Annotated in this window: 17 protein-coding genes; 10 read left to right on the forward strand and 7 right to left on the reverse strand. The window is 61.2% G+C overall.

Going from position 1 to position 18,343, the window contains the following annotated elements:
• Window position 1: 1 nt before the first annotated feature.
• Both ACR0DO_RS07505 and ACR0DO_RS07510 read left to right on the forward strand, forming a co-directional pair.
• The gene (locus ACR0DO_RS07505) at window positions 2–271 is read left to right on the forward strand and encodes a YciI family protein (RefSeq protein WP_480557592.1); all 270 of its coding nucleotides are present in this window, start codon (window positions 2–4) and stop codon (window positions 269–271) included.
• A complete protein-coding gene (locus ACR0DO_RS07510; RefSeq protein WP_480557594.1) occupies window positions 271–693 on the forward strand; it encodes an EVE domain-containing protein in 423 nt (140 codons plus the stop codon). The genes ACR0DO_RS07505 and ACR0DO_RS07510 overlap by 1 nt, the downstream gene beginning before the upstream one ends.
• Window positions 694–891: 198 nt before the next feature.
• On the opposite strand, the gene ACR0DO_RS07515 is transcribed toward ACR0DO_RS07510, so the two are convergent.
• From ACR0DO_RS07515 to ACR0DO_RS07530, 4 genes are all read right to left on the reverse strand, one after another.
• The gene (locus ACR0DO_RS07515; protein WP_170444850.1) at window positions 892–1,233 is read right to left on the reverse strand and encodes a DUF2853 family protein; all 342 of its coding nucleotides are present in this window, start codon (window positions 1,231–1,233) and stop codon (window positions 892–894) included.
• A gap of 133 nt (window positions 1,234–1,366) precedes the next feature.
• Window positions 1,367–2,116, reverse strand: a complete 750-nt coding sequence (locus tag ACR0DO_RS07520) for an extensin-like domain-containing protein (RefSeq protein WP_480557596.1) — start codon at window positions 2,114–2,116, stop codon at window positions 1,367–1,369.
• 13 nt (window positions 2,117–2,129) lie between these two features.
• The gene (ahcY, locus tag ACR0DO_RS07525; protein WP_480557598.1) at window positions 2,130–3,518 is read right to left on the reverse strand and encodes an adenosylhomocysteinase; all 1,389 of its coding nucleotides are present in this window, start codon (window positions 3,516–3,518) and stop codon (window positions 2,130–2,132) included.
• A 101-nt stretch (window positions 3,519–3,619) separates the two neighbouring features.
• Window positions 3,620–3,934, reverse strand: a complete 315-nt coding sequence (locus ACR0DO_RS07530) for a hypothetical protein (protein WP_170444842.1) — start codon at window positions 3,932–3,934, stop codon at window positions 3,620–3,622.
• A 205-nt stretch (window positions 3,935–4,139) separates the two neighbouring features.
• Between ACR0DO_RS07530 and ACR0DO_RS07535 the strand changes: the two genes are divergently transcribed.
• The gene (locus tag ACR0DO_RS07535) at window positions 4,140–4,733 is read left to right on the forward strand and encodes an HD domain-containing protein (RefSeq protein ID WP_480557600.1); all 594 of its coding nucleotides are present in this window, start codon (window positions 4,140–4,142) and stop codon (window positions 4,731–4,733) included.
• A gap of 102 nt (window positions 4,734–4,835) precedes the next feature.
• Here ACR0DO_RS07535 and ACR0DO_RS07540 read toward each other — a convergent pair whose 3' ends face one another.
• The 3 genes from ACR0DO_RS07540 to ACR0DO_RS07550 all read right to left on the reverse strand — a co-directional run bounded on the left by ACR0DO_RS07540 (window position 4,836) and on the right by ACR0DO_RS07550 (window position 6,788).
• Window positions 4,836–5,348: a hypothetical protein gene (locus tag ACR0DO_RS07540; RefSeq protein WP_480557602.1), complete on the reverse strand. Its 513-nt coding sequence runs from the start codon at window positions 5,346–5,348 to the stop codon at window positions 4,836–4,838.
• Window positions 5,349–5,526: 178 nt separating this feature from the next.
• Window positions 5,527–6,081 carry an ActR/PrrA/RegA family redox response regulator transcription factor gene (locus tag ACR0DO_RS07545; RefSeq protein ID WP_058283361.1) on the reverse strand — a complete coding sequence of 185 codons (555 nt, stop codon included), beginning with the start codon at window positions 6,079–6,081 and terminating at the stop codon, window positions 5,527–5,529.
• Window positions 6,082–6,167: 86 nt separating this feature from the next.
• Window positions 6,168–6,788: an SCO family protein gene (locus tag ACR0DO_RS07550; protein ID WP_170444833.1), complete on the reverse strand. Its 621-nt coding sequence runs from the start codon at window positions 6,786–6,788 to the stop codon at window positions 6,168–6,170.
• A 90-nt stretch (window positions 6,789–6,878) separates the two neighbouring features.
• Here ACR0DO_RS07550 and regB point away from each other — a divergent pair, with 90 nt between their 5' ends.
• The 7 genes from regB to addA are packed head-to-tail and all read left to right on the forward strand — an operon-like array spanning window position 6,879 to window position 18,317.
• Window positions 6,879–8,276, forward strand: coding sequence for a sensor histidine kinase RegB (gene regB, locus ACR0DO_RS07555; protein WP_480557604.1), 1,398 nt, complete (start codon window positions 6,879–6,881; stop codon window positions 8,274–8,276).
• 60 nt (window positions 8,277–8,336) lie between these two features.
• The gene (locus tag ACR0DO_RS07560) at window positions 8,337–9,842 is read left to right on the forward strand and encodes a PAS-domain containing protein (protein WP_480557606.1); all 1,506 of its coding nucleotides are present in this window, start codon (window positions 8,337–8,339) and stop codon (window positions 9,840–9,842) included.
• A 41-nt stretch (window positions 9,843–9,883) separates the two neighbouring features.
• Entirely contained in the window at window positions 9,884–10,357 is a 474-nt protein-coding gene (gene tsaE, locus ACR0DO_RS07565; protein ID WP_480557608.1) for a tRNA (adenosine(37)-N6)-threonylcarbamoyltransferase complex ATPase subunit type 1 TsaE, read from the forward strand.
• The gene (locus ACR0DO_RS07570) at window positions 10,354–11,358 is read left to right on the forward strand and encodes an aminoglycoside phosphotransferase family protein (protein ID WP_480557609.1); all 1,005 of its coding nucleotides are present in this window, start codon (window positions 10,354–10,356) and stop codon (window positions 11,356–11,358) included. Before tsaE ends, ACR0DO_RS07570 begins: the two co-directional genes overlap by 4 nt.
• Entirely contained in the window at window positions 11,355–12,041 is a 687-nt protein-coding gene (locus ACR0DO_RS07575; protein ID WP_480557611.1) for a nucleotidyltransferase family protein, read from the forward strand. Before ACR0DO_RS07570 ends, ACR0DO_RS07575 begins: the two co-directional genes overlap by 4 nt.
• The gene (gene addB, locus ACR0DO_RS07580) at window positions 12,034–14,961 is read left to right on the forward strand and encodes a double-strand break repair protein AddB (protein ID WP_480557613.1); all 2,928 of its coding nucleotides are present in this window, start codon (window positions 12,034–12,036) and stop codon (window positions 14,959–14,961) included. The genes ACR0DO_RS07575 and addB overlap by 8 nt, the downstream gene beginning before the upstream one ends.
• Window positions 14,958–18,317: a double-strand break repair helicase AddA gene (gene addA / locus ACR0DO_RS07585; RefSeq protein ID WP_480557615.1), complete on the forward strand. Its 3,360-nt coding sequence runs from the start codon at window positions 14,958–14,960 to the stop codon at window positions 18,315–18,317. The genes addB and addA overlap by 4 nt, the downstream gene beginning before the upstream one ends.
• Window positions 18,318–18,343 lie beyond the last annotated feature (26 nt).

Consider the following 18,343-nt stretch of genomic DNA (forward strand, 5'->3'; position numbering starts at 1 on the left):
CATGCTGATCGCCCTCATCGCCCGTGACAAGGACGGCGCCCTGCAGACCCGGCTGGACAACCGCGCCGCCCATCTGGCCTATGTCGAGGAAACCGGCGTCGTTTCGCAGGCCGGTCCGTTGCTGAATGGTGACGCGATGATCGGCTCGCTGGTGATCCTCGAAGTCGAGGACATGGCCGCCGCGGAAACCTGGGCCGAAAATGATCCCTATGCCAAGGCAGGGCTGTTCCAATCCGTCGACCTGATCCCGTGGAAGAAGGTCGTGGGCTGATGGCATACTGGCTGTTCAAATCCGAGCCGTCGACCTGGAGCTGGGACCAGCAGGTTGCCAAAGGCGATGCGGGCGAAGAATGGGACGGCGTGCGCAACTATCAGGCGCGCAATTTCATGCGGCAGATGGCGGTTGGGGATCGTGGGTTTTTCTACCACTCGCAAAAGGACAAGGCGATTGTCGGTATCGTCGAGGTCTGCGCCGAGGCCCATCCCGACAGCACCACCGATGACGAGCGCTGGGACTGCGTGGATATCAAGGCGGTGCGGCCGTTCACAACACCGGTGACACTGGACCAGATCAAGGCGGACGCGCGTTTGGCCGAGATGGTGCTGGTGAGGAACTCGCGCTTGTCGGTTCAGCCGGTCAGCGAGGCCGAATGGCAGGTGATCTGCGCCTTGGGTGGCACGCTGGCGGATTGATTAAAAGGGAAGGCCCTGACGGTTGCAGAACCTTCCCTACCCCGCGTGCTCCCTACTCACCACACGCATATGGAAATCTTTGGCTCTGACCGTCCTGGTCGCACTCTGACACTAGCCCATTTCTGGCGGCCGGCACAAACGCCAAGTGCTTAAAATTGAAAACGCCCGCCACAGGGCGGGCGCCAGAAAACCAAAGGATCAGGCGTAGACCGACTCTTTTCCGAACCGCTTGGTCAGCATGTAGTAGACCACGGCGCGGTATTTGTTGCGCTCGGACATGCCATAGGTTTCCAGAACCGAATTGATCGCTTCCATCAGTTCCGGCCCGTCCGACAGACCCAGTTTCTTGATCAGGTAGTTGTTCTTGACGGTCTCAAGCTCGGCTTCCTGCGTGGCCGCCACGGTCGACGCGTCGGCGTCATAGATCGCCGGACCGCAACCGATGGTGACCTTGGTCAGCAGGTCCATATCGGGGTCCATCCCGCATTTGCCTTTCAGATCTTCAGCGTATTTGGCGATCAGCTCGTCGCGTTTTCCCATATTCAATTCTCCTAAACTTGTGTTGTTACGGCGCATTGCGCCGTTCCGGAAAAGACTAGCCGCGACTATGGCCATCCCAAAAGGAAAAAAATCGGCAGTTTCTCCCCCCTGCTGAGGCAGCCGATGGCAGGGGTTACCGGCAATACCCCCAGCCGGGTCCTTGCAGATGGAAATGATCCGCGTGAAGTCGGTTGAAATTCGGGCTCAGCACCACCCGGAACCAATCACAGGCGCCCTGCCCGATGCGGTGCAGAAACTCGGCCTCGGGACCGGGTGTTGACCAGTCGTGAAGCAGGCTGAGCTTCCGCCCGTCCTCAAGCTCCAGCCCAATGATATCGATCGAATCCGCTGTCGCATGACTGCTCCACCGGTTGTTTTCACCCTCAGCGGTGCGCATGCGACGGCAGTTGTAGCTGCCCAGATGGCGAATTCTCTGAACTTTGGTCGCAAGAATATCCCGGGCGGCGGGCTGAACCACGTGGTGTTCCCACATCGCCAACCGCAGGGCGGTGGTGCAACGGGTCTCAACCTGTGCAAGGCGGGCCGTGCCAAGTTGTGACAACTCTCCCCGGCCTGAAACCCCGCAATTCCGATCGACGACCAGATCGCCCATCGGCGCGAACGCAACACCGGCCCCTGACAAAACCGCACGGCATTGGGCGTCATCCGCCAGCGCCCGGTTCAGCTGGTATCGGGTGATCGGGGTCACCGGGGCCGTCACAGCCAAATCCCGCAACGGGTTCCAATGTGCCGGTAGGGGTGTTTTCGGATGGGAGAGCAGCAACCACCCGCCACCACCCACAAGGATCAGCAAGACAAGACAGGTAAAAAGAAAAGACGCCGCCAGATGCAAGATCCGACGGCGTCCCGTGCGTTTGGTCATACCCGACCCGCAATCAGTAGCGGTAATGCTCGGGCTTGTAGGGACCTTCGGGTTTCACGCCGATATAGGCGGCCTGCTCGGCGTCCATCTTGGTCAGTTTCACGCCGATGCGGTCCAGATGCAGGCGGGCAACTTTCTCATCCAGATGCTTGGGCAGGATGTAGACGTCGTTGTTGTACGCGTCGCCTTTGGTGAACAGCTCGATCTGCGCCAGAACCTGGTTGGTGAACGAGGCCGACATCACGAAGGACGGGTGGCCGGTGGCGTTGCCGAGGTTCAGCAGACGGCCTTCGGACAGCAGAATGATGCGGTTGCCCGAGGGCATCTCGATCATGTCCACCTGTTCCTTGATGTTGGTCCATTTGTGGTTCTTCAGGCTGGCCACCTGAATTTCATTGTCGAAGTGACCGATATTGCCGACGATGGCCATGTCCTTCATCTCGCGCATATGCTCGATGCGGATCACGTCCTTGTTGCCTGTGGTGGTGATGAACACGTCAGCAGAGGCAACTTCGTCTTCCAGCAGCGTGACCTCGAACCCGTCCATCGCAGCCTGCAGGGCGCAGATCGGGTCCACTTCGGTCACTTTCACACGGGCGCCTGCACCGGCCAGAGAAGCGGCCGAGCCTTTGCCCACGTCGCCATACCCGCAGACCACGGCAACCTTACCGGCCAGCATGGTGTCGGTGGCGCGGCGGATACCGTCGACCAGCGATTCCTTACAGCCGTATTTGTTGTCAAATTTCGACTTGGTGACGCTGTCGTTGACGTTAATCGCCGGGAACGGCAGATGGCCTTCTTTCACCAGCTGATACAGGCGGTTCACGCCGGTGGTGGTTTCCTCGGACACGCCCTTGATCTGGTCGCGCATCTTGGTGAACCAGCCGGGGGAAGCGGCCATACGCTTGGCGATCTGCTTCTTGATCACCTCTTCCTCTTCCGAACCGGGAACGGGGATGATGTCCTCACCCGCTTCGGCGCGTGCGCCCAGCAGGATGTACAGCGTTGCGTCGCCGCCATCGTCCAGGATCATGTTCGGGCCATCTTCGAACATAAAGGACTTGTCCAGATAATCCCAATGCTCTTCCAGCGTCTGGCCCTTGATGGCGAAAACGGGAATACCGGCTTCGGCAATCGCCGCCGCCGCATGGTCCTGGGTCGAGAAGATGTTGCACGACGCCCAGCGCACATCCGCGCCCAGTGCGACCAGCGTTTCAATCAGAACCGCGGTCTGAATGGTCATGTGGAGCGAGCCAACAATACGCGCGCCTTTCAGCGGCTTGGCCTCGCCATATTCGGCCCGCAGGGACATCAGGCCCGGCATCTCGGTTTCGGCAATGTCCAGCTCTTTGCGGCCGAACCCGGCCAATGAAATGTCTTTGACTATATAGTCCCCGGCCATCAGGTGCTCCATTGAGGTAAATCACGTACGGGCTGCCCCTAGCATCACTTGGGGCAGGTGGCAACGCGAATGGCCTGAAACGGGGTTTTCCGCCGCTTAAATCAGCTGGGCTCACCCTTTAGTGCAATCTTCGGGATCGCTTCAAAAAAATCGGTGCCAACGGCGACAATACAACTAATGCCGTTCGCCTGGGTCACCAGAACCGTATAGCTTCCGGTTTCCTTCGAGGTCCAGACCTCCATGACCGCCTGCGCACCGCGTGTTTTCTGCAATCCGCCAAAGACCAGCTCTTCTGAATAGCTGTCCTGCAGCTTGGCGATCACATGTTCGCGCTGTGCACAACTTTGGGCAAATGCGGGTGGGGCAGTGGCGGCCATTCCAAAGGCCAGGGCAATTCCAAACAGTCGCTTAAACATAGCTAGCTCCTTCCGATACGAGTTACGTTCCGAGAGGGGCACACCAGGAGGAGCATGCACCCCCCTCAGCACAAATGTCGGTATCACCACGCGCCGGTTCAAAGCACGTCTGGTCAAGAAAAAGTTGGCAGCCGGTGATCTCGACAGGTACATCATAACACAAAAACGCGAAACTTACGTGTCCCACTTCACAAGGCATGGCAGAATGGCAACACAAGCACGAGCATGGCAGCGGATGTTGTCGGGGCGCAGGCTGGACCTGCTGGACCCGACCCCGGTGGACATCGAAATCGAAGATATCGCCCACGGACTGGCCTTTGTGGCCCGCTGGAACGGCCAAACACGCGGCGATTTCGCCTATTCCGTGGCCGAACACTCCCTGTTGGTTGAGGAGCTTTTTGGCCGGATTGCGCCCAAAGCACCGGTGAAATGGCGCCTCGCGGCTTTGTTACATGATGCGCCGGAATATGTGATCGGAGATATGATCTCACCGGTCAAATCCGCCGTCGGCCCCGATTATGGCGCACTGGATGACCGCTTGGCGGCAGCGATCCATATCCGGTTCGGATTGCCCGCGGCAGTGCCGAAAACGGTGAAACGGCAGATCAAAAAGGCCGACAAGATCAGCGCCTGGATGGAGGCCACCCAGATCGCGGGCTTTTCCGAGGCCGAGGCGACAAAGTTCTTTGGCCGCCCGGATAAGGCGGTGATGGAGGGGTTGGAGATTACCTTGCGCCCGCCGGTTGAGGTCAGGCAGGCATATATGGCGCGGCACAAGGCGTTGATAAATCTTCTCTAGAATACCAACTTAATTTAGTGTCGACCCTGAGACGCTCTCTGCGTCTATGTGTTAAGGTCTCACAATATACAAATGAGCCGCATACAAGTTCCAGAACTCTGTCTACTCTTTTGGTTCAACAATGCTCGCTTGCCATGTCCAATCTTCCCCCTGTTGTCTTGGTACTTCTTGGCAAGCCCAGCTTCCGAAAACCTTGTTTCCTTTTATTTCGCCGAAATGGAAGCAAGTTCTCTGAACCGGTGAGGTATCCTTCCAAACTGCCAACCCACTTCTGACAAACGCAATTTTTCCGCCCTCGCAGACAATTGGGGCTTTTCCTGACATTCTACCGCCTATGTCATTGCGCGTCATTGTGAATTCGCCAGTATTTTTCACCAGCGAAAACTGCCATTCGTCAATTGAAGAACCTGTAATTTTTCCCTCCAAGCGCTCAAAACTGCACTCGTGCGATGCTTGGCTCTCGCCGTTTGGTGGCCAACCCAGAGTTCTTGCGCCAATAAGCGCAACCAAAACACCAAATATCCCCGAAATCAAAGCAACACCTAATGAAAACCAACCTTTGGTTTTTTCGACGTCGTTCGAGTTCGGGCGATTATTGTTATTGGTTTCGGTCATTTTATAGCCTTCGTCCGCCAATCCAATAAAAACATGTTTTTGTTCAATTCAAGAATTTACGAGTTCAATTTCTTAAGTCTTGGGACCATCCAATGAACGTTACCTTTGACCCCTAAGCCAGCTTGCTTGGCATCCTCCGAACGGGATCATGTTTCAGAGTGGCACAATTGGCGGCTCTCTACCTTGGACTGCGCTTCGCCAAAATCCTCTGCAGCGTCCTGCGATGCATGTTCAGGCGGCGGGCAGTCTCGCTGACGTTCCGGTCACACAGCTCGTAGACCCGCTGGATATGCTCCCAGCGCACGCGGTCCGCGCTCATGGGGTTTTCCGGTGGCGGGGGCAGTTCGTCGCCCTTGGCCAGCAATGCGCTGGTGATGTCGGTGGCGTCGGCGGGTTTCGACAGGTAATCGGTCGCACCGATCTTGACGGCGGCCACGGCGGTGGCAATTGCGCCATATCCGGTCAGAACCACAACCCGGCTGTCGGGGCGTTTTTCGCGCAGCACTTCGACCACATCCAGCCCATTGCCATCCTCAAGCCGCAGATCGACCACCGCATAAGCAGGGGGACGGGCGGTGGAGATGGCGCGGCCTGCGGCGACGGAACCTGCGGTTTCAACCTCGAACCCGCGTTTTTCCATGGCCTTCGCCAGTCGCCTCAGAAACGGCTCGTCATCATCCACCAAAAGCAGGGATTTATCGGGGCCGATATCGAGGTCAGAGCTGTCCGCCATATTCTGTTCTTTCCGCTATTTCACGCCTTTGGCTTAAACATGAGTAATAGCAGCGCCATTCCAAAGGTCAAACAACCCGTTGCGTCCTAGAGCTTGTCCAGAAAGCACCCGACCTTGTCGGCCATCTGCTCGGCGGTGTCATCGCGGTTGAAGAATTCAAGAAATCCCTGCTCGGGCGTCACCAGATAGGTAAAGGTGGAATGGTCGACCAGATAGAACTCGTCGCTTTTGTCATGCGCCCGGTAATAGGTCTTGTAAGCCTGGCTGGCGGCCTTGACCTGCTCGGGCGAGCCGGTCAGCGCGATGGTCTTGCCGCCCAGATTGAAGGCAAAGTCATCCACCACCTGCGGCGTGTCCCGATCCGGATCGATCGAGATGAACAGCGGTGTCACCGACTGGCCACGCTCGGCCAGGATATCCACGGCCTCGGCGTTGCGGGACATATCAAAGGGGCAGACATCGGGGCAGAAGGTGTAGCCGAAATAAACCAGCGTCGGCTCGGTGATCACATCGGTGTCGGTGACGGTTTCGCCCTTGCCGTTGACCAGCTCGAACGGACCGCCGATTGCAGCCGTGCCGCCGGCAATCTGGGCCGACCGGCATTGTGCGAACTGATCGTCCGACCCCGCCCCCCGCGTCAGCAGCCACATGGCGCCCAGACCGACGGCCAGAACAACGGTTGCAAGGATGGCGTAAAGGCGGATCATGACATCAATCCTGAGATGAGGGGTTGTTGATCGTTTCGGCCGGGACACCTATCAAGATGATCAGCCGATGCAACAGGACATAATAGACCGATGGCAAATTCCAACATCACATTATGGCGCAGTCAGGAACGCAGCAGCTGGATCCGGCTGCGCACGCTGATCCTGCTGCGCTGGGTGGCCATTATCGGTCAGTTCACCGCCATCACGGTCGCGCAGCGGTATTTTCAGGTGCAGCTGGAGCTGGCGCTGTGTTACTTGGCCATCGGCGTGTCGGTCATGGGCAACATGACCGCCATTCTGCTGTTCCCGAAAAACAAGCGCCTGACCGAGTTCGAAAACTTCCTGATGGTGCTGTTCGACCTGTCGCAGCTGGCCATCCTGCTGTACCTGACCGGTGGCCTGAACAACCCCTTTGCCCTGCTGCTGTTGGGTCCGGTGACGATTTCCGCCAATGTGATGAGCACACGCTCGACCGTGATTGTTGGCGCCGTGGCAATTGCGCTGACAAGCATGCTGGCTGAATTTCACCTGCCTTTGCGCACCGAACAAGGTCTCATACTGCAGATTCCGGACCTGCTTTTGTTCGGCAATTGGGCGGCGGTTGTTATCGCCATCGTTTTCATCGGCGCCTATTCCCACCGCGTCAGCTCCGAGGTGCAGTCCATGTCCGAGGCACTGGCCGCCACCCACATGGCCCTGGCGCGCGAGCAGAAGCTGACCGATCTGGGCGGCGTTGTTGCGGCGGCTGCGCATGAGCTGGGCACACCGCTGGCCACCATCAAGCTGACCAGTTCCGAACTGATCGAGGAACTGGAGGACCGCCCCGACCTGAAGGAAGACGCCGCCCTGATCCGCGAACAGGCCAACCGCTGCCGCGACATCCTGCGCGATATGGGCCGGGCAGGCAAAGACGATCTGCATTTGCGGCAGGCCCCCCTGTCCACCGTGGTGCATGAAGCCGCCGAGCCGCATATCCACCGGGGCAAGACCGTCCACTTTGCCGAAGGCCCGGCCGGGGACGGAGATGTGCAGCAACCCTCGATCCTGCGCAAGCCCGAGATCATTCACGGGCTGCGCAACCTGATCCAGAACGCGGTGGATTTCGCCCGCGCCAATGTCTGGGTCGAGGCCGAATGGACCACGGATCAGATCACCGTCAACATCATGGATGACGGGCGCGGATACCCGTCGCAGATGATCGGCCGCATCGGCGACCCCTTCATGCGCCGCCGCCGGGCCGAGAAAGATCAAAGAACCCGCCCGGAATACGAGGGCATGGGGCTGGGCTTGTTCATCGCCAAGACCCTGCTGGAACGCAGCGGCGCCGAGCTGGACTTTGCCAACGGCTCGGACCCCTACCAGACGCTGTGTGACAACCCCGAACGCCGAGGCGCGATTGTGCAGGTATCGTGGCCGCGCAATCTGGTGGATGCCCAGACCGGGGACACCCCTGTGCCGTCCGGGGAAAACCAGCACATCCGGGTCTGAGTTAAGACCCCGTTAACCATTAACACGCATAGTTCCCCCGGTATCAGTTCCGGAGGGCGCATGGTCGACTGGATCATTCTGGCCGCGATCAGCCTGGTGTCTGCCAGCCTGGCGGTGCAATGGCTTTTGCCCCGCCGCCGGCAGCGGGGCGACAATTTCGGCTTGTCCGCTCCTGCATCGCTGTATGATGCGGTATTTCTGTTCGACGGCAACCGCCTGATCAGCCATTCCGACATCGCGCTGGAAGGGTTCGAAGCCGTCCGCGACTGGCCCGACCTGCGCCGTCTGCTGCAGCGGGATTTTCCCAGCTTTCCCGAAACACCCGACCATATCCGGCGTCAGGGCATGCTGGTCATTCCGGCCATCGACTGCACCGTCGAACGGGACATCCTGTGCGAGTGGATTGACGGTATCGTCCGGGTCCAGCTGCGCGACAGTGCCGAACGGCCCACCCCGGTCCAGCGTGACGCGCAGGATCCGATCCGTCTGGCGATGGAACAGGCGCCCTACCCCGTTTGGCTGCTGGATCATCAAAGCAATGTCCGTTGGTGCAATGCCGCCTATGTCGCCTTGGTCCGAAAGGTCCGTGGTCCGGATACCGATCTGACCGCACCACTGTTTCCCGGGGCGGATGGCGATGCGCGGCTAAGCGCAAAAACCCGCATCTCGATCTCGTCCGAGAGCAGCGAAAACAAGCTTTGGTTCGACCTGACGCTGGTCGATCACCCCGAAGGCCACCTATGCTATGCGGTTGATATCAATGCCATTGTTGCTGCCGAAACCGCCCAGCGAAAATTCGTCCAGACCATGACGAAGACCTTTGCACAATTGTCCATCGGGCTGGCGATCTTCGACCGCAACCGGCAATTGGCGCTGTTCAACCCGGCCCTGATCGACCTGACCACCCTGCCCCCGGACTTCCTCAGCTGCCGCCCCAGCCTGTCCAGCTTTTTCGACCGGCTGCGCGATCAGCACATGATGCCGGAACCCAAGAATTACCGTAGCTGGCGCAGCCAGATGAACGACCTGCTCGAGGCCGCCGAAGACGGGAATTATCAGGAAACTTGGTCGCTGCCATCGGGGTCGGTCTATTCGGTCAGCGGCCGCCCGCATCCCGACGGGGCGGTGGCATTCCTGTTCGAAGACATCACGGCCGAGATTACCCTGACCCGCCGGTTCCGGTCAGAGATGGACCTGATGCAATCGGTTCTGGACAAACTGGCCGATGCCATCGCGGTGTTCGGCGATGACGGAACCCTGGCCTTCACCAACCGCGCTTATCAGAAACTGTGGGGCGAGTCCGACGAGGCCGGGTTCGAACCGGACTCGGTGCTGGACGTGACCCGCAGCTGGCAGGACCAATGTGCCGCCACGCCGCTGCTGGGTGAGGTGCGCGACTTTGTCGAGATGCGCGACAATCGTGCCGAATGGTCCGGTGACATACGTATGCGCAACGGCACCGAACTGACCTGTGTTGTCAGCCCGATGCAGAACGGCGCAACGATTGTCCGGTTCGTGGTGGACCGGCTTGCGCCGTCACAGCCGATACGCCAAATCAGCGCCTGAACCGGGTTGCAGCCGACAGGGCCTGAGGTCATTGTGGCGCCATGACGTTGCACTCTCGTTCGATCACCCTGACTTCACCCGAAGAAACATCGCAATTCGCCGCCCGGCTGGGGTCGGAATTGCGTTCTGGCGACGTGGTGCTGCTTGAAGGTGAGATCGGCAGCGGCAAGACCCATTTCGCCCGCAGTCTGATCCAATCGCTGATGACCGTGCCCGAGGATGTGCCCTCGCCCACCTATACGCTGGTACAGGCTTATGACACATCGGCGGGTGAGATCTGGCATTGCGATCTCTACCGGCTGAGCGCCGTGGAAGAGATTGAGGAACTGGGTCTGACTGAAGCCTTTGAAACAGCCATCTGCCTGATCGAATGGCCCGACAAACTGGGCCCGCTGAGCCCTGACACCGCCCTGAAACTGAGCTTTGAAACAGACTCTGATACGATGGAAAACCGTCACCTGACCTTGTCGTGGTCCGATCCGAAATGGCCCCAAAAGCTGGAGAGCGCCGTATGACCAACCGGGCTGTACTGGCCGAGGCGCTGATTGCACAAACACCTTGGGCCAACGCAAGGCGTGCACCGCTGGCCGGGGACGCCTCGAACCGTCGATACGAGCGTCTGACCGACCCCGATACCGGCCGGACCGCCGTGCTGATGGATTCCCCGCCGGGCAAGGCCGAACCGGTCGAGGATTTTGTGCGCATGGCGAACCATTTGCGTTCTGTCGGCCTCAGCGCGCCCGAGATTTACGCCGAGGATACGGAATTCGGCTTTCTGCTGCTTGAGGACCTCGGCGACGACCTGTTTGCCCGCGTCCTGCAACACGACCCAAAGATGGAGCGGCAGCTATACGAGGCCGCAACCGACGTTCTGATCACACTGCACAAGGCCCCCACCCTGTCCTTGCCCTCTTACGGCCCGGCGCTGATGACCGAGCTTGCGGCGCTGTCCTTTACCAAATACGCGCAGGCGGTTCAGGGTCAGCACGACAGGGATGCGCGGGAACAGTTCGAATTCCGGTTTTCGGACATTCTGCATCGGGAAACCTCGGGGACCAAAGTGGTGATCCAGCGCGATTACCACGCCGAAAACATGATCTGGCTGCCGGACCGGGACGACGTCAAGCGGGTGGGTCTGCTGGACTTTCAGACCGCCATGCTGGGGCATCCGGCCTATGACCTTGTGTCGATGCTGCAGGATGTCCGCCGCGATGTGGCACCGGGCACCGAGATGCGGATGGTCAACCACTATATCACCGCAACCGGCGTGAACGATCACGACTTTCGCACCGCCTATGCCGTGCTGGGGGCGCAGAGAAACCTGCGGATTCTGGGCGTGTTTGCCCGTCTGGCGACAGAATTCGGCAAACCTCAGTATGTTGAATTGATCCCGGCCACATGGGCGCATCTGATGCGCGATCTGGATCACCCGGCGCTGGCCACCGTGGCCGATCTGCTGCGCACGGCCCTGCCCGCCCCAACCCCGGAAAACCTGGACAGGCTCAGACAGACATGACCCGACACCCCGAAGCAGTGATGCTGTTCGCCGCCGGGTTCGGCACCCGTATGGGCGCGATGACCAAAACCCGCCCGAAACCCCTGATCGAGGTCGCGGGCCGCCCCCTGATCGATCACGCGCTGGATCTGGTGGATGATCTGGGCCCGGATCGCGTGGTGGCCAATCTGCACTATCTGCCCGATCAGCTTGAGGCATATCTGGCCCCCAAAGGTGTGCTGTTGTCCCGTGAAGAGCCCGAGATTCTGGAAACCGGCGGCGGGTTGCGGGCGGCTTTGCCCCTGTTGGGACCGGACCCGGTCTATACCCTGAACACCGATGCAATCTGGGCCGGGCCGAACCCTCTGACCCTGTTGCGCGAGGCCTGGGATCCGAATCGGATGGATGCGTTGCTGATGTGTATTCCAACCAAACAGACTCTCGGACACACCGGCGCAGGTGATTTCACCGCCGATGCCGACGGCCGGATCAGCCGCGGACCCGGCTTGGTTTATGGCGGGGCGCAGATCCTCAAGACCCAAGGGCTGATGACCATTCCCGACAAAGCATTCTCGCTGAACCTGCTGTGGGATCAGATACATAGCCAAGGCCGCCTGTTCGCAGCCACCTATCCCGGCCGCTGGTGTGACGTGGGCCGCCCCGAAGGGATTGCCCTGGCCGAGGGGCTGATCGCGGATGTTTGAACCCAGCGCCGCGCCCCGCGTCTTTGCCGTTCCGCCGGGATCGGATTTTCCCAAAGTGCTGGTGGATGGGCTGCGGCAACGCAGCGCCCAACACCCGCCCGAGGCGCTGGCGCGGGTGCAGCTTGTCGTGAACACCCGCCGCATGGCCCGCCGCGTGCGCGATCTTTTCGATCAGGGCCCGGCCTGCCTGTTGCCGCGCCTATCGTTGGTCACCGATCTGGGCGAAAGCGTCGATCTGGCACAGATTCCGCCCGCCATCCCGGCCCTGCGGCGCCGGTTGGAGCTGACCCAACTGATCGCCAAGCTGTTGGAGCAACAACCTGATCTGGCCGCGCGGTCCTCACTGTTTGATCTGTCCGACAGTCTGGCCGCGCTGATTGACGAGATGCAGGGCGAAGGTGTCCCCCCCGATGCCATCCGTCAGCTGGATGTCAGCGACATGTCCGGCCATTGGGCGCGCGCGCAGGCGTTTATCGGGATTGCCGATCACTTCATCGACTCCGGCCCCGATGCGCTGGACGCGCAGGCGCGGCAGCGGCGCGTGGTGGAAAACCTGATCGACCGCTGGCAAGTGGCGCCACCGCAGCATCCGGTGATCCTCGCGGGGTCCACCGGCTCGCGCGGCACCACACTGATGCTGATGGAGGCCGTCGCCCGCCTGCCGCAAGGGGCGCTGATCCTGCCCGGCTATGATTTCGACCAACCGGATCATGTCTGGCGGGGGCTGGAGGACGCGTTGACCTCGGAAGATCACCCGCAATACCGGTTCCGCAAGCTGATGACGCGGCTGGACATGCACCCGGGTCAAATCGCGCCTTGGACTGATGCACCGGCCCCCTCACCTGCGCGTAACAGACTGATTTCACTGGCCCTACGCCCCGCTCCGATTACCGATGCCTGGATGTCCGAAGGTCCTCAACTGACCGATCTGGATGCGGCGACAAAAGACCTCACACTGGTCGAGGCGCAATCGCCGCGGGCCGAGGCGCTGGCCATCGCGCTGCGTCTGCGCGAAGCCGCCGAAACCGGCCAGACGGCCGCGCTGATCACCCCGGATCGGATGTTGACCCGTCAGGTCAGCGCCGCGCTGGATCGCTGGAACATCCTGCCCGATGACAGTGCGGGCCTGCCGTTGCAGCTGTCGCCTCCGGGCCGGTTCCTGCGCCATGTGGCGGGCCTGTTCGCCCGGCGGCTGGAGGGTGAGGCGCTGCTGACTCTGTTGAAGCACCCGCTCTGCCATGGTGGCGGCGATCGCGGCGCACATCTGCTGCACAGCCGCGATCTGGAGCTGGATCTGCGGCGGCATGGCCCTCCGTTTCCCGACAGCGCCAGCCTGACCGCCTTTGCCATCCGCAAAGAAGTGCCCGAGGGCTGGATGCGCTGGCTTACCACGCATTTCTGCGGTCAGCATGTGACAGGTGAACTGCCATTGTCGGATTGGGTGGCGCGGCTGCGTGCGCTGGCCGAAGCGATTTCTGTCGGCAGCGAGGGCGATACCGGGCCGCTATGGGACAAGAACGCCGGCCAAAAGGCATTGAAGGTTCTGACCGCGCTGGAAGACGAGGCCGAACATGGCGGCCCAATGACCGCCCATGATTTCGCCGATCTGCTGGGCGCTCTGCTGGCCGGAGAAGAAGTCCGCGACCGCGATGCGCCGCATCCGCATATCATGATCTGGGGCACGCTCGAGGCACGGGTGCAGGGCGCCGATCTGCTGATCCTCGGCGGCCTGAACGAAGGCAGTTGGCCCGAGGCCGCCGCGCCGGACCCGTGGCTGAACCGTCAGATGCGTGACAAGGCCGGTTTACTGCTGCCCGAACGCCGGATCGGCCTGTCGGCCCATGATTTTCAACAAGCGGTCGGCGCGCCCGAAGTCTGGCTGACCCGCGCAACCCGGTCGGATGACGCCGAAACCGTGCCGTCACGCTGGCTGAACCGGATGACCAACCTGTTGCAGGGCTTGCCGGGGCAGGGTGGTCCACAGGCCCTGTCGGCGATGCGCGCCCGCGGGCAAACTTATCTGCGGTGGACAGAACAGCTGGAGGCCGCACCCCGGATCGACCCGGCCCCGCGCCCGTCTCCGCGCCCGCCGGTTGCCGCGCGCCCGCGCCGTCTGAGCGTGACCGAGATCAAACGCCTGATCCGTGATCCTTATGCGATTTACGCCAAGCATGTGCTGCGCCTGCGGCCACTGGACCCGTTGGTGCAGGCCCCGGATGCCCTGCTGCGCGGGATCGTCATCCATGAAATCCTTGAACATTTCGTCAAGGACAGCGTGTTGGACAGCGCCTTGCTGACCCGCGAGAATTTCCTGAAGCGCGCCGAGACCCTGCTGGATCAGCATGTCGCCTGGCCCACGGCCCGCAAATTATGGCTGGCCCGGCTGGAACGCATTGCCGTTGATTTCCTGACCGCCGAAACCGCCCGGCGCGGCGACGGCGGGCCGGTGGCGTTCGAGGCCGGGATGAAACTGGTGCTAAGCCCGCTGGATTTTACAATCGCCGGTCGCGCTGACCGGATCGACCACAACAGTCGCGGTGCGCTGCGGATTGTGGACTACAAGACTGGCACTCCTCCGACCGAAAGCCAGCAGTCCAAGTTCGACAAACAGCTGCTGATCGAGGCGGCGATGGCCGAGCAGGGCGCGATTGAAGGGGTCGACCCGCTCCCCGTGGCTGAGGCGGTCTTTATCGGCATGGGCGGCACCTACAAAGAGGTCGCAGCGCCGCTGGCCAAGGAACCGCCAGACAAGGTCCTGACCGAACTGAAAGAGCTGATTTCCGCTTATTTAGAGCCTGATCAAGGCTTCACATCCCGCCGGATGCTGCACAAGGACACCGACATTGGCGACTATGACCATCTGGCCCGTTTCGGCGAATGGGACCGCACCGATGAGACCGATCCAGAGGTGCTGAAATGAACGCGCGCAACGACGCGACCGAACGGCAGGTGCAGGCCGCACGGCCCGATGCCTCGACCTGGCTGGCGGCCAATGCGGGCTCGGGCAAAACGCGGGTTCTGACCGATCGGGTGGCGCGTCTGCTGCTGGGCGGGGTGCAGCCGCAGCACATCCTCTGCCTGACCTATACCAAGGCCGCCGCCAGCGAGATGCAGAACCGGCTGTTCAAACGGCTGGGTGAGTGGGCAATGCTGGGCGACGACACGCTGCTGGCCCAGCTGACCGATCTGGGCGTGCCCGGGGTGATTGACCCAGACCGGCTGGCGCAGGCCCGCACGCTATTTGCCCGCGCCATTGAGACGCCGGGCGGGTTGAAAATCCAGACGATCCACTCATTCTGCGCCTCTTTGCTGCGGCGCTTTCCGCTGGAGGCCGGGGTCAGCCCTCAGTTCTCCGAGATGGAGGACCGCGCCGCCGCCCTGTTGCGCGAAGAGATCGTAGAGGATTTTGCCGAAGGCCCGCAGGCCGCGCTGATCGAGGATGCCGCCCGGTTTGTCACCGACACGGGGTTCGACAACCTGACCGCCGCCATCACCCATAAACGTAACCTGTTTGCACAGCCGCTGGGCTGGCGCGACCTGCTGCGCCGGTTCGATCTGCCAGAGGAGTTTGACGAAGACGCCCTGCAGTCCCGCGTTTTCATGGGCGGTGAGGTCGATCTGATCCGCTCGATCCTGCCCGCGCTGACTGAAAGCGGCGGCAATAACGCCAAAGTGGCGGCCAAGCTGGCGACCTTTACCCAAGCGCATGTCGGTAACCTGCCGGTATTAGAAAGCGTGTTTCTGACCGGAAAATCCGCAAAGGAACCCTTTACCGCCAAGATCAACGGTTTCCCCACCAAAGCCCTGCGCGAAGGGGTGTTGGCTGCGCAGATGCCGCAGTTGGAATCCTTGATGTTGCGGGTCGAGGCCGCGCGCGAGCAGCGGCTGGCGCTGGTTGCGGCGCGCAAGACACATGTGCTGCACCGGTTCGCAGCCGCCTTCCTGCCTGAATACGAACGGCGCAAACAGCTGCGCGGCTGGCTGGACTTCGACGACCTGATCCTGCGCGCGCGGCAGGTGCTGAACGATCCAGCGGTGGCGGAATGGGTCCTGTACCGGCTTGACGGCGGCATTGACCATATTCTGGTCGACGAGGCGCAGGACACCAGTCCCGACCAATGGGATGTGGTCGAGAAACTGGCGCAGGAATTCACCAGCGGGGAAGGAGCCAGATCCGGGGTTGAGCGCACGATTTTCGTGGTCGGCGACAAGAAACAGTCGATCTATTCCTTCCAGGGGGCCGACCCTGCGGCGTTTGACCGAATGCAGCAGGAATTTGGGCGCAGGCTGACGGAATCAGGCTCTAAACTGTGGGATTCAACGCTGGAATACTCGTTCCGGTCCTCCAGTGCGATCCTGTCTCTGGTCGATATTCTGTTCGAAAACCGGGCTGAGGCCGGATTTCACAAAGACAGCCTGCACCGCGCCTTCAAGGCCGATCTGCCCGGTCGGGTCGATCTGTGGCCGGTGGTTGAAAAAGTCGAAGACGACGATGATGGCGACTGGACCGATCCGGTCGACCGCCCCGGTGCGCGGCATCATACCGTCATTCTGGCCGAGAAGGTGGCCCGGTCGATCAAGGACATGATCGACAGGGGTGAGACGATCCCCGAGGATGGCGCCACGCCCGGCACATTTGTTCGCCGCAAGGTGCAGCCGGGGGATTTCCTGATCCTCGTGCAGCGCCGATCTGACCTGTTTGCCGAGATCATCCGCGCCTGCAAGGCCCTGCGCCTGCCCATCGCCGGGGCCGACCGGCTGAAAGTGGGTGCGGAACTGGCCGTGAAAGACCTGGCTGCGCTGCTCAGCTTTCTGGCCACGCCCGAGGACAGCCTGTCACTGGCGACCGTGCTGAAATCGCCTCTGTTTGGCTGGACGGAACAGCAATTGTTCGATCTGGCGCACAGGCGGCAGGACCAATTCCTGTGGGCAGCGCTGCGCCAACGGGCCGACGACTTTCCGGACACGCTGGACATCCTCAACGATCTGCGCGGTCAGATCGACTTTCTGCGCCCCTATGACCTGATCGAACGCATCCTGACCCGCCATGACGGGCGGCGCAAACTGCTGGGCCGGTTGGGGGCCGAGGCCGAAGACGGCATAAATGCGCTGCTGTCGCAGGCGCTGGCTTATGAGCGGACCGATATCCCCAGCCTGACCGGATTCCTTGTGTGGATGCAGACCGACGATCTGGAAATCAAACGGCAGATGAGCGGCGTCGGAAACATGATCCGGGTGATGACGGTGCATGGCTCCAAGGGGCTTGAGGCGCCGATCGTGATCCTGCCGGATACCGGCAAACGACAGGCCCCGCGTGACGCCGAGATCATGGTGGGTGAGGGTACGCCGCTGTGGAAAGTCCCGGGCGACGCCTCTCCGGCATTGATCACCCAGGCGCGGGCCGAAGCGCGGGCGCGGGAGGAAAATGAACGTCTTCGCCTGCTATATGTGGCTCTGACACGGGCTGAAAAGTGGTTGATCGTGGGCGCAGCGGGGGATGTCGGCAAGGACGGAACCAGCTGGTATCAGATGGTTGAGGCCGCAATGGCGCGGGCAGGGGCCACGCAACTGCCAGACTCGGGCACGCTGCGCCTGTCCCACGCGGATTGGGACGCGCTGCCGATTGTCGAACAGGCGGAAACCGAAATTGCAGAAACTCCCTTGCCGGACCGGTTCCAGACCCCTGCCGCGATGCCCGAGCCGGCACCTGAAACGCTCAGCCCATCGGACCTGGGCGGGGCCAAGGCGTTGCCCGGCGATACCGGTCAGGATGAAGAGGCTGCCAAGCTGCGCGGCACGCGCTTGCACTTGCTGCTGGAACATTTGCCCTCGGTTGCGCAGGAAAACTGGCCTCAGCTCTGCGTCCGGGTTCTGCCCGATATGCAGGACGCGGACCGGCAGGAGTTGCTGACCGAAGCGCAAACCGTGCTGACGGCGGACCATTTGAAAGCCGTATTTGCTGCTGACGCGCTGGCCGAAGTTCCGGTCACCGCCGCGCTGAACGGGCGGCGGATGCACGGCGTGATCGACCGGCTGATCATGACCGAGGTGGACGTGCAGGTGATTGATTTCAAATCAAATGCCACGGTTCCCGACAGCCCGGCGGCCTGTCCCCAAGGCCTGCTGCGGCAGATGGGGGCCTATGCGCAGGCGCTTGCGCAGATCTATCCGGATCGTGAAATCCGCACGGCGATCCTGTGGACGCGAACGGCAGAGCTCATGTGGTTGCCACACGATCTTGTGACGGATGCACTGACCTGCACCCAGATATCTTGACCTTACCATGCCCGGCCCCTACGTTC

It is taken from the genome of Ruegeria sp. AM9, assembly GCF_056540565.1.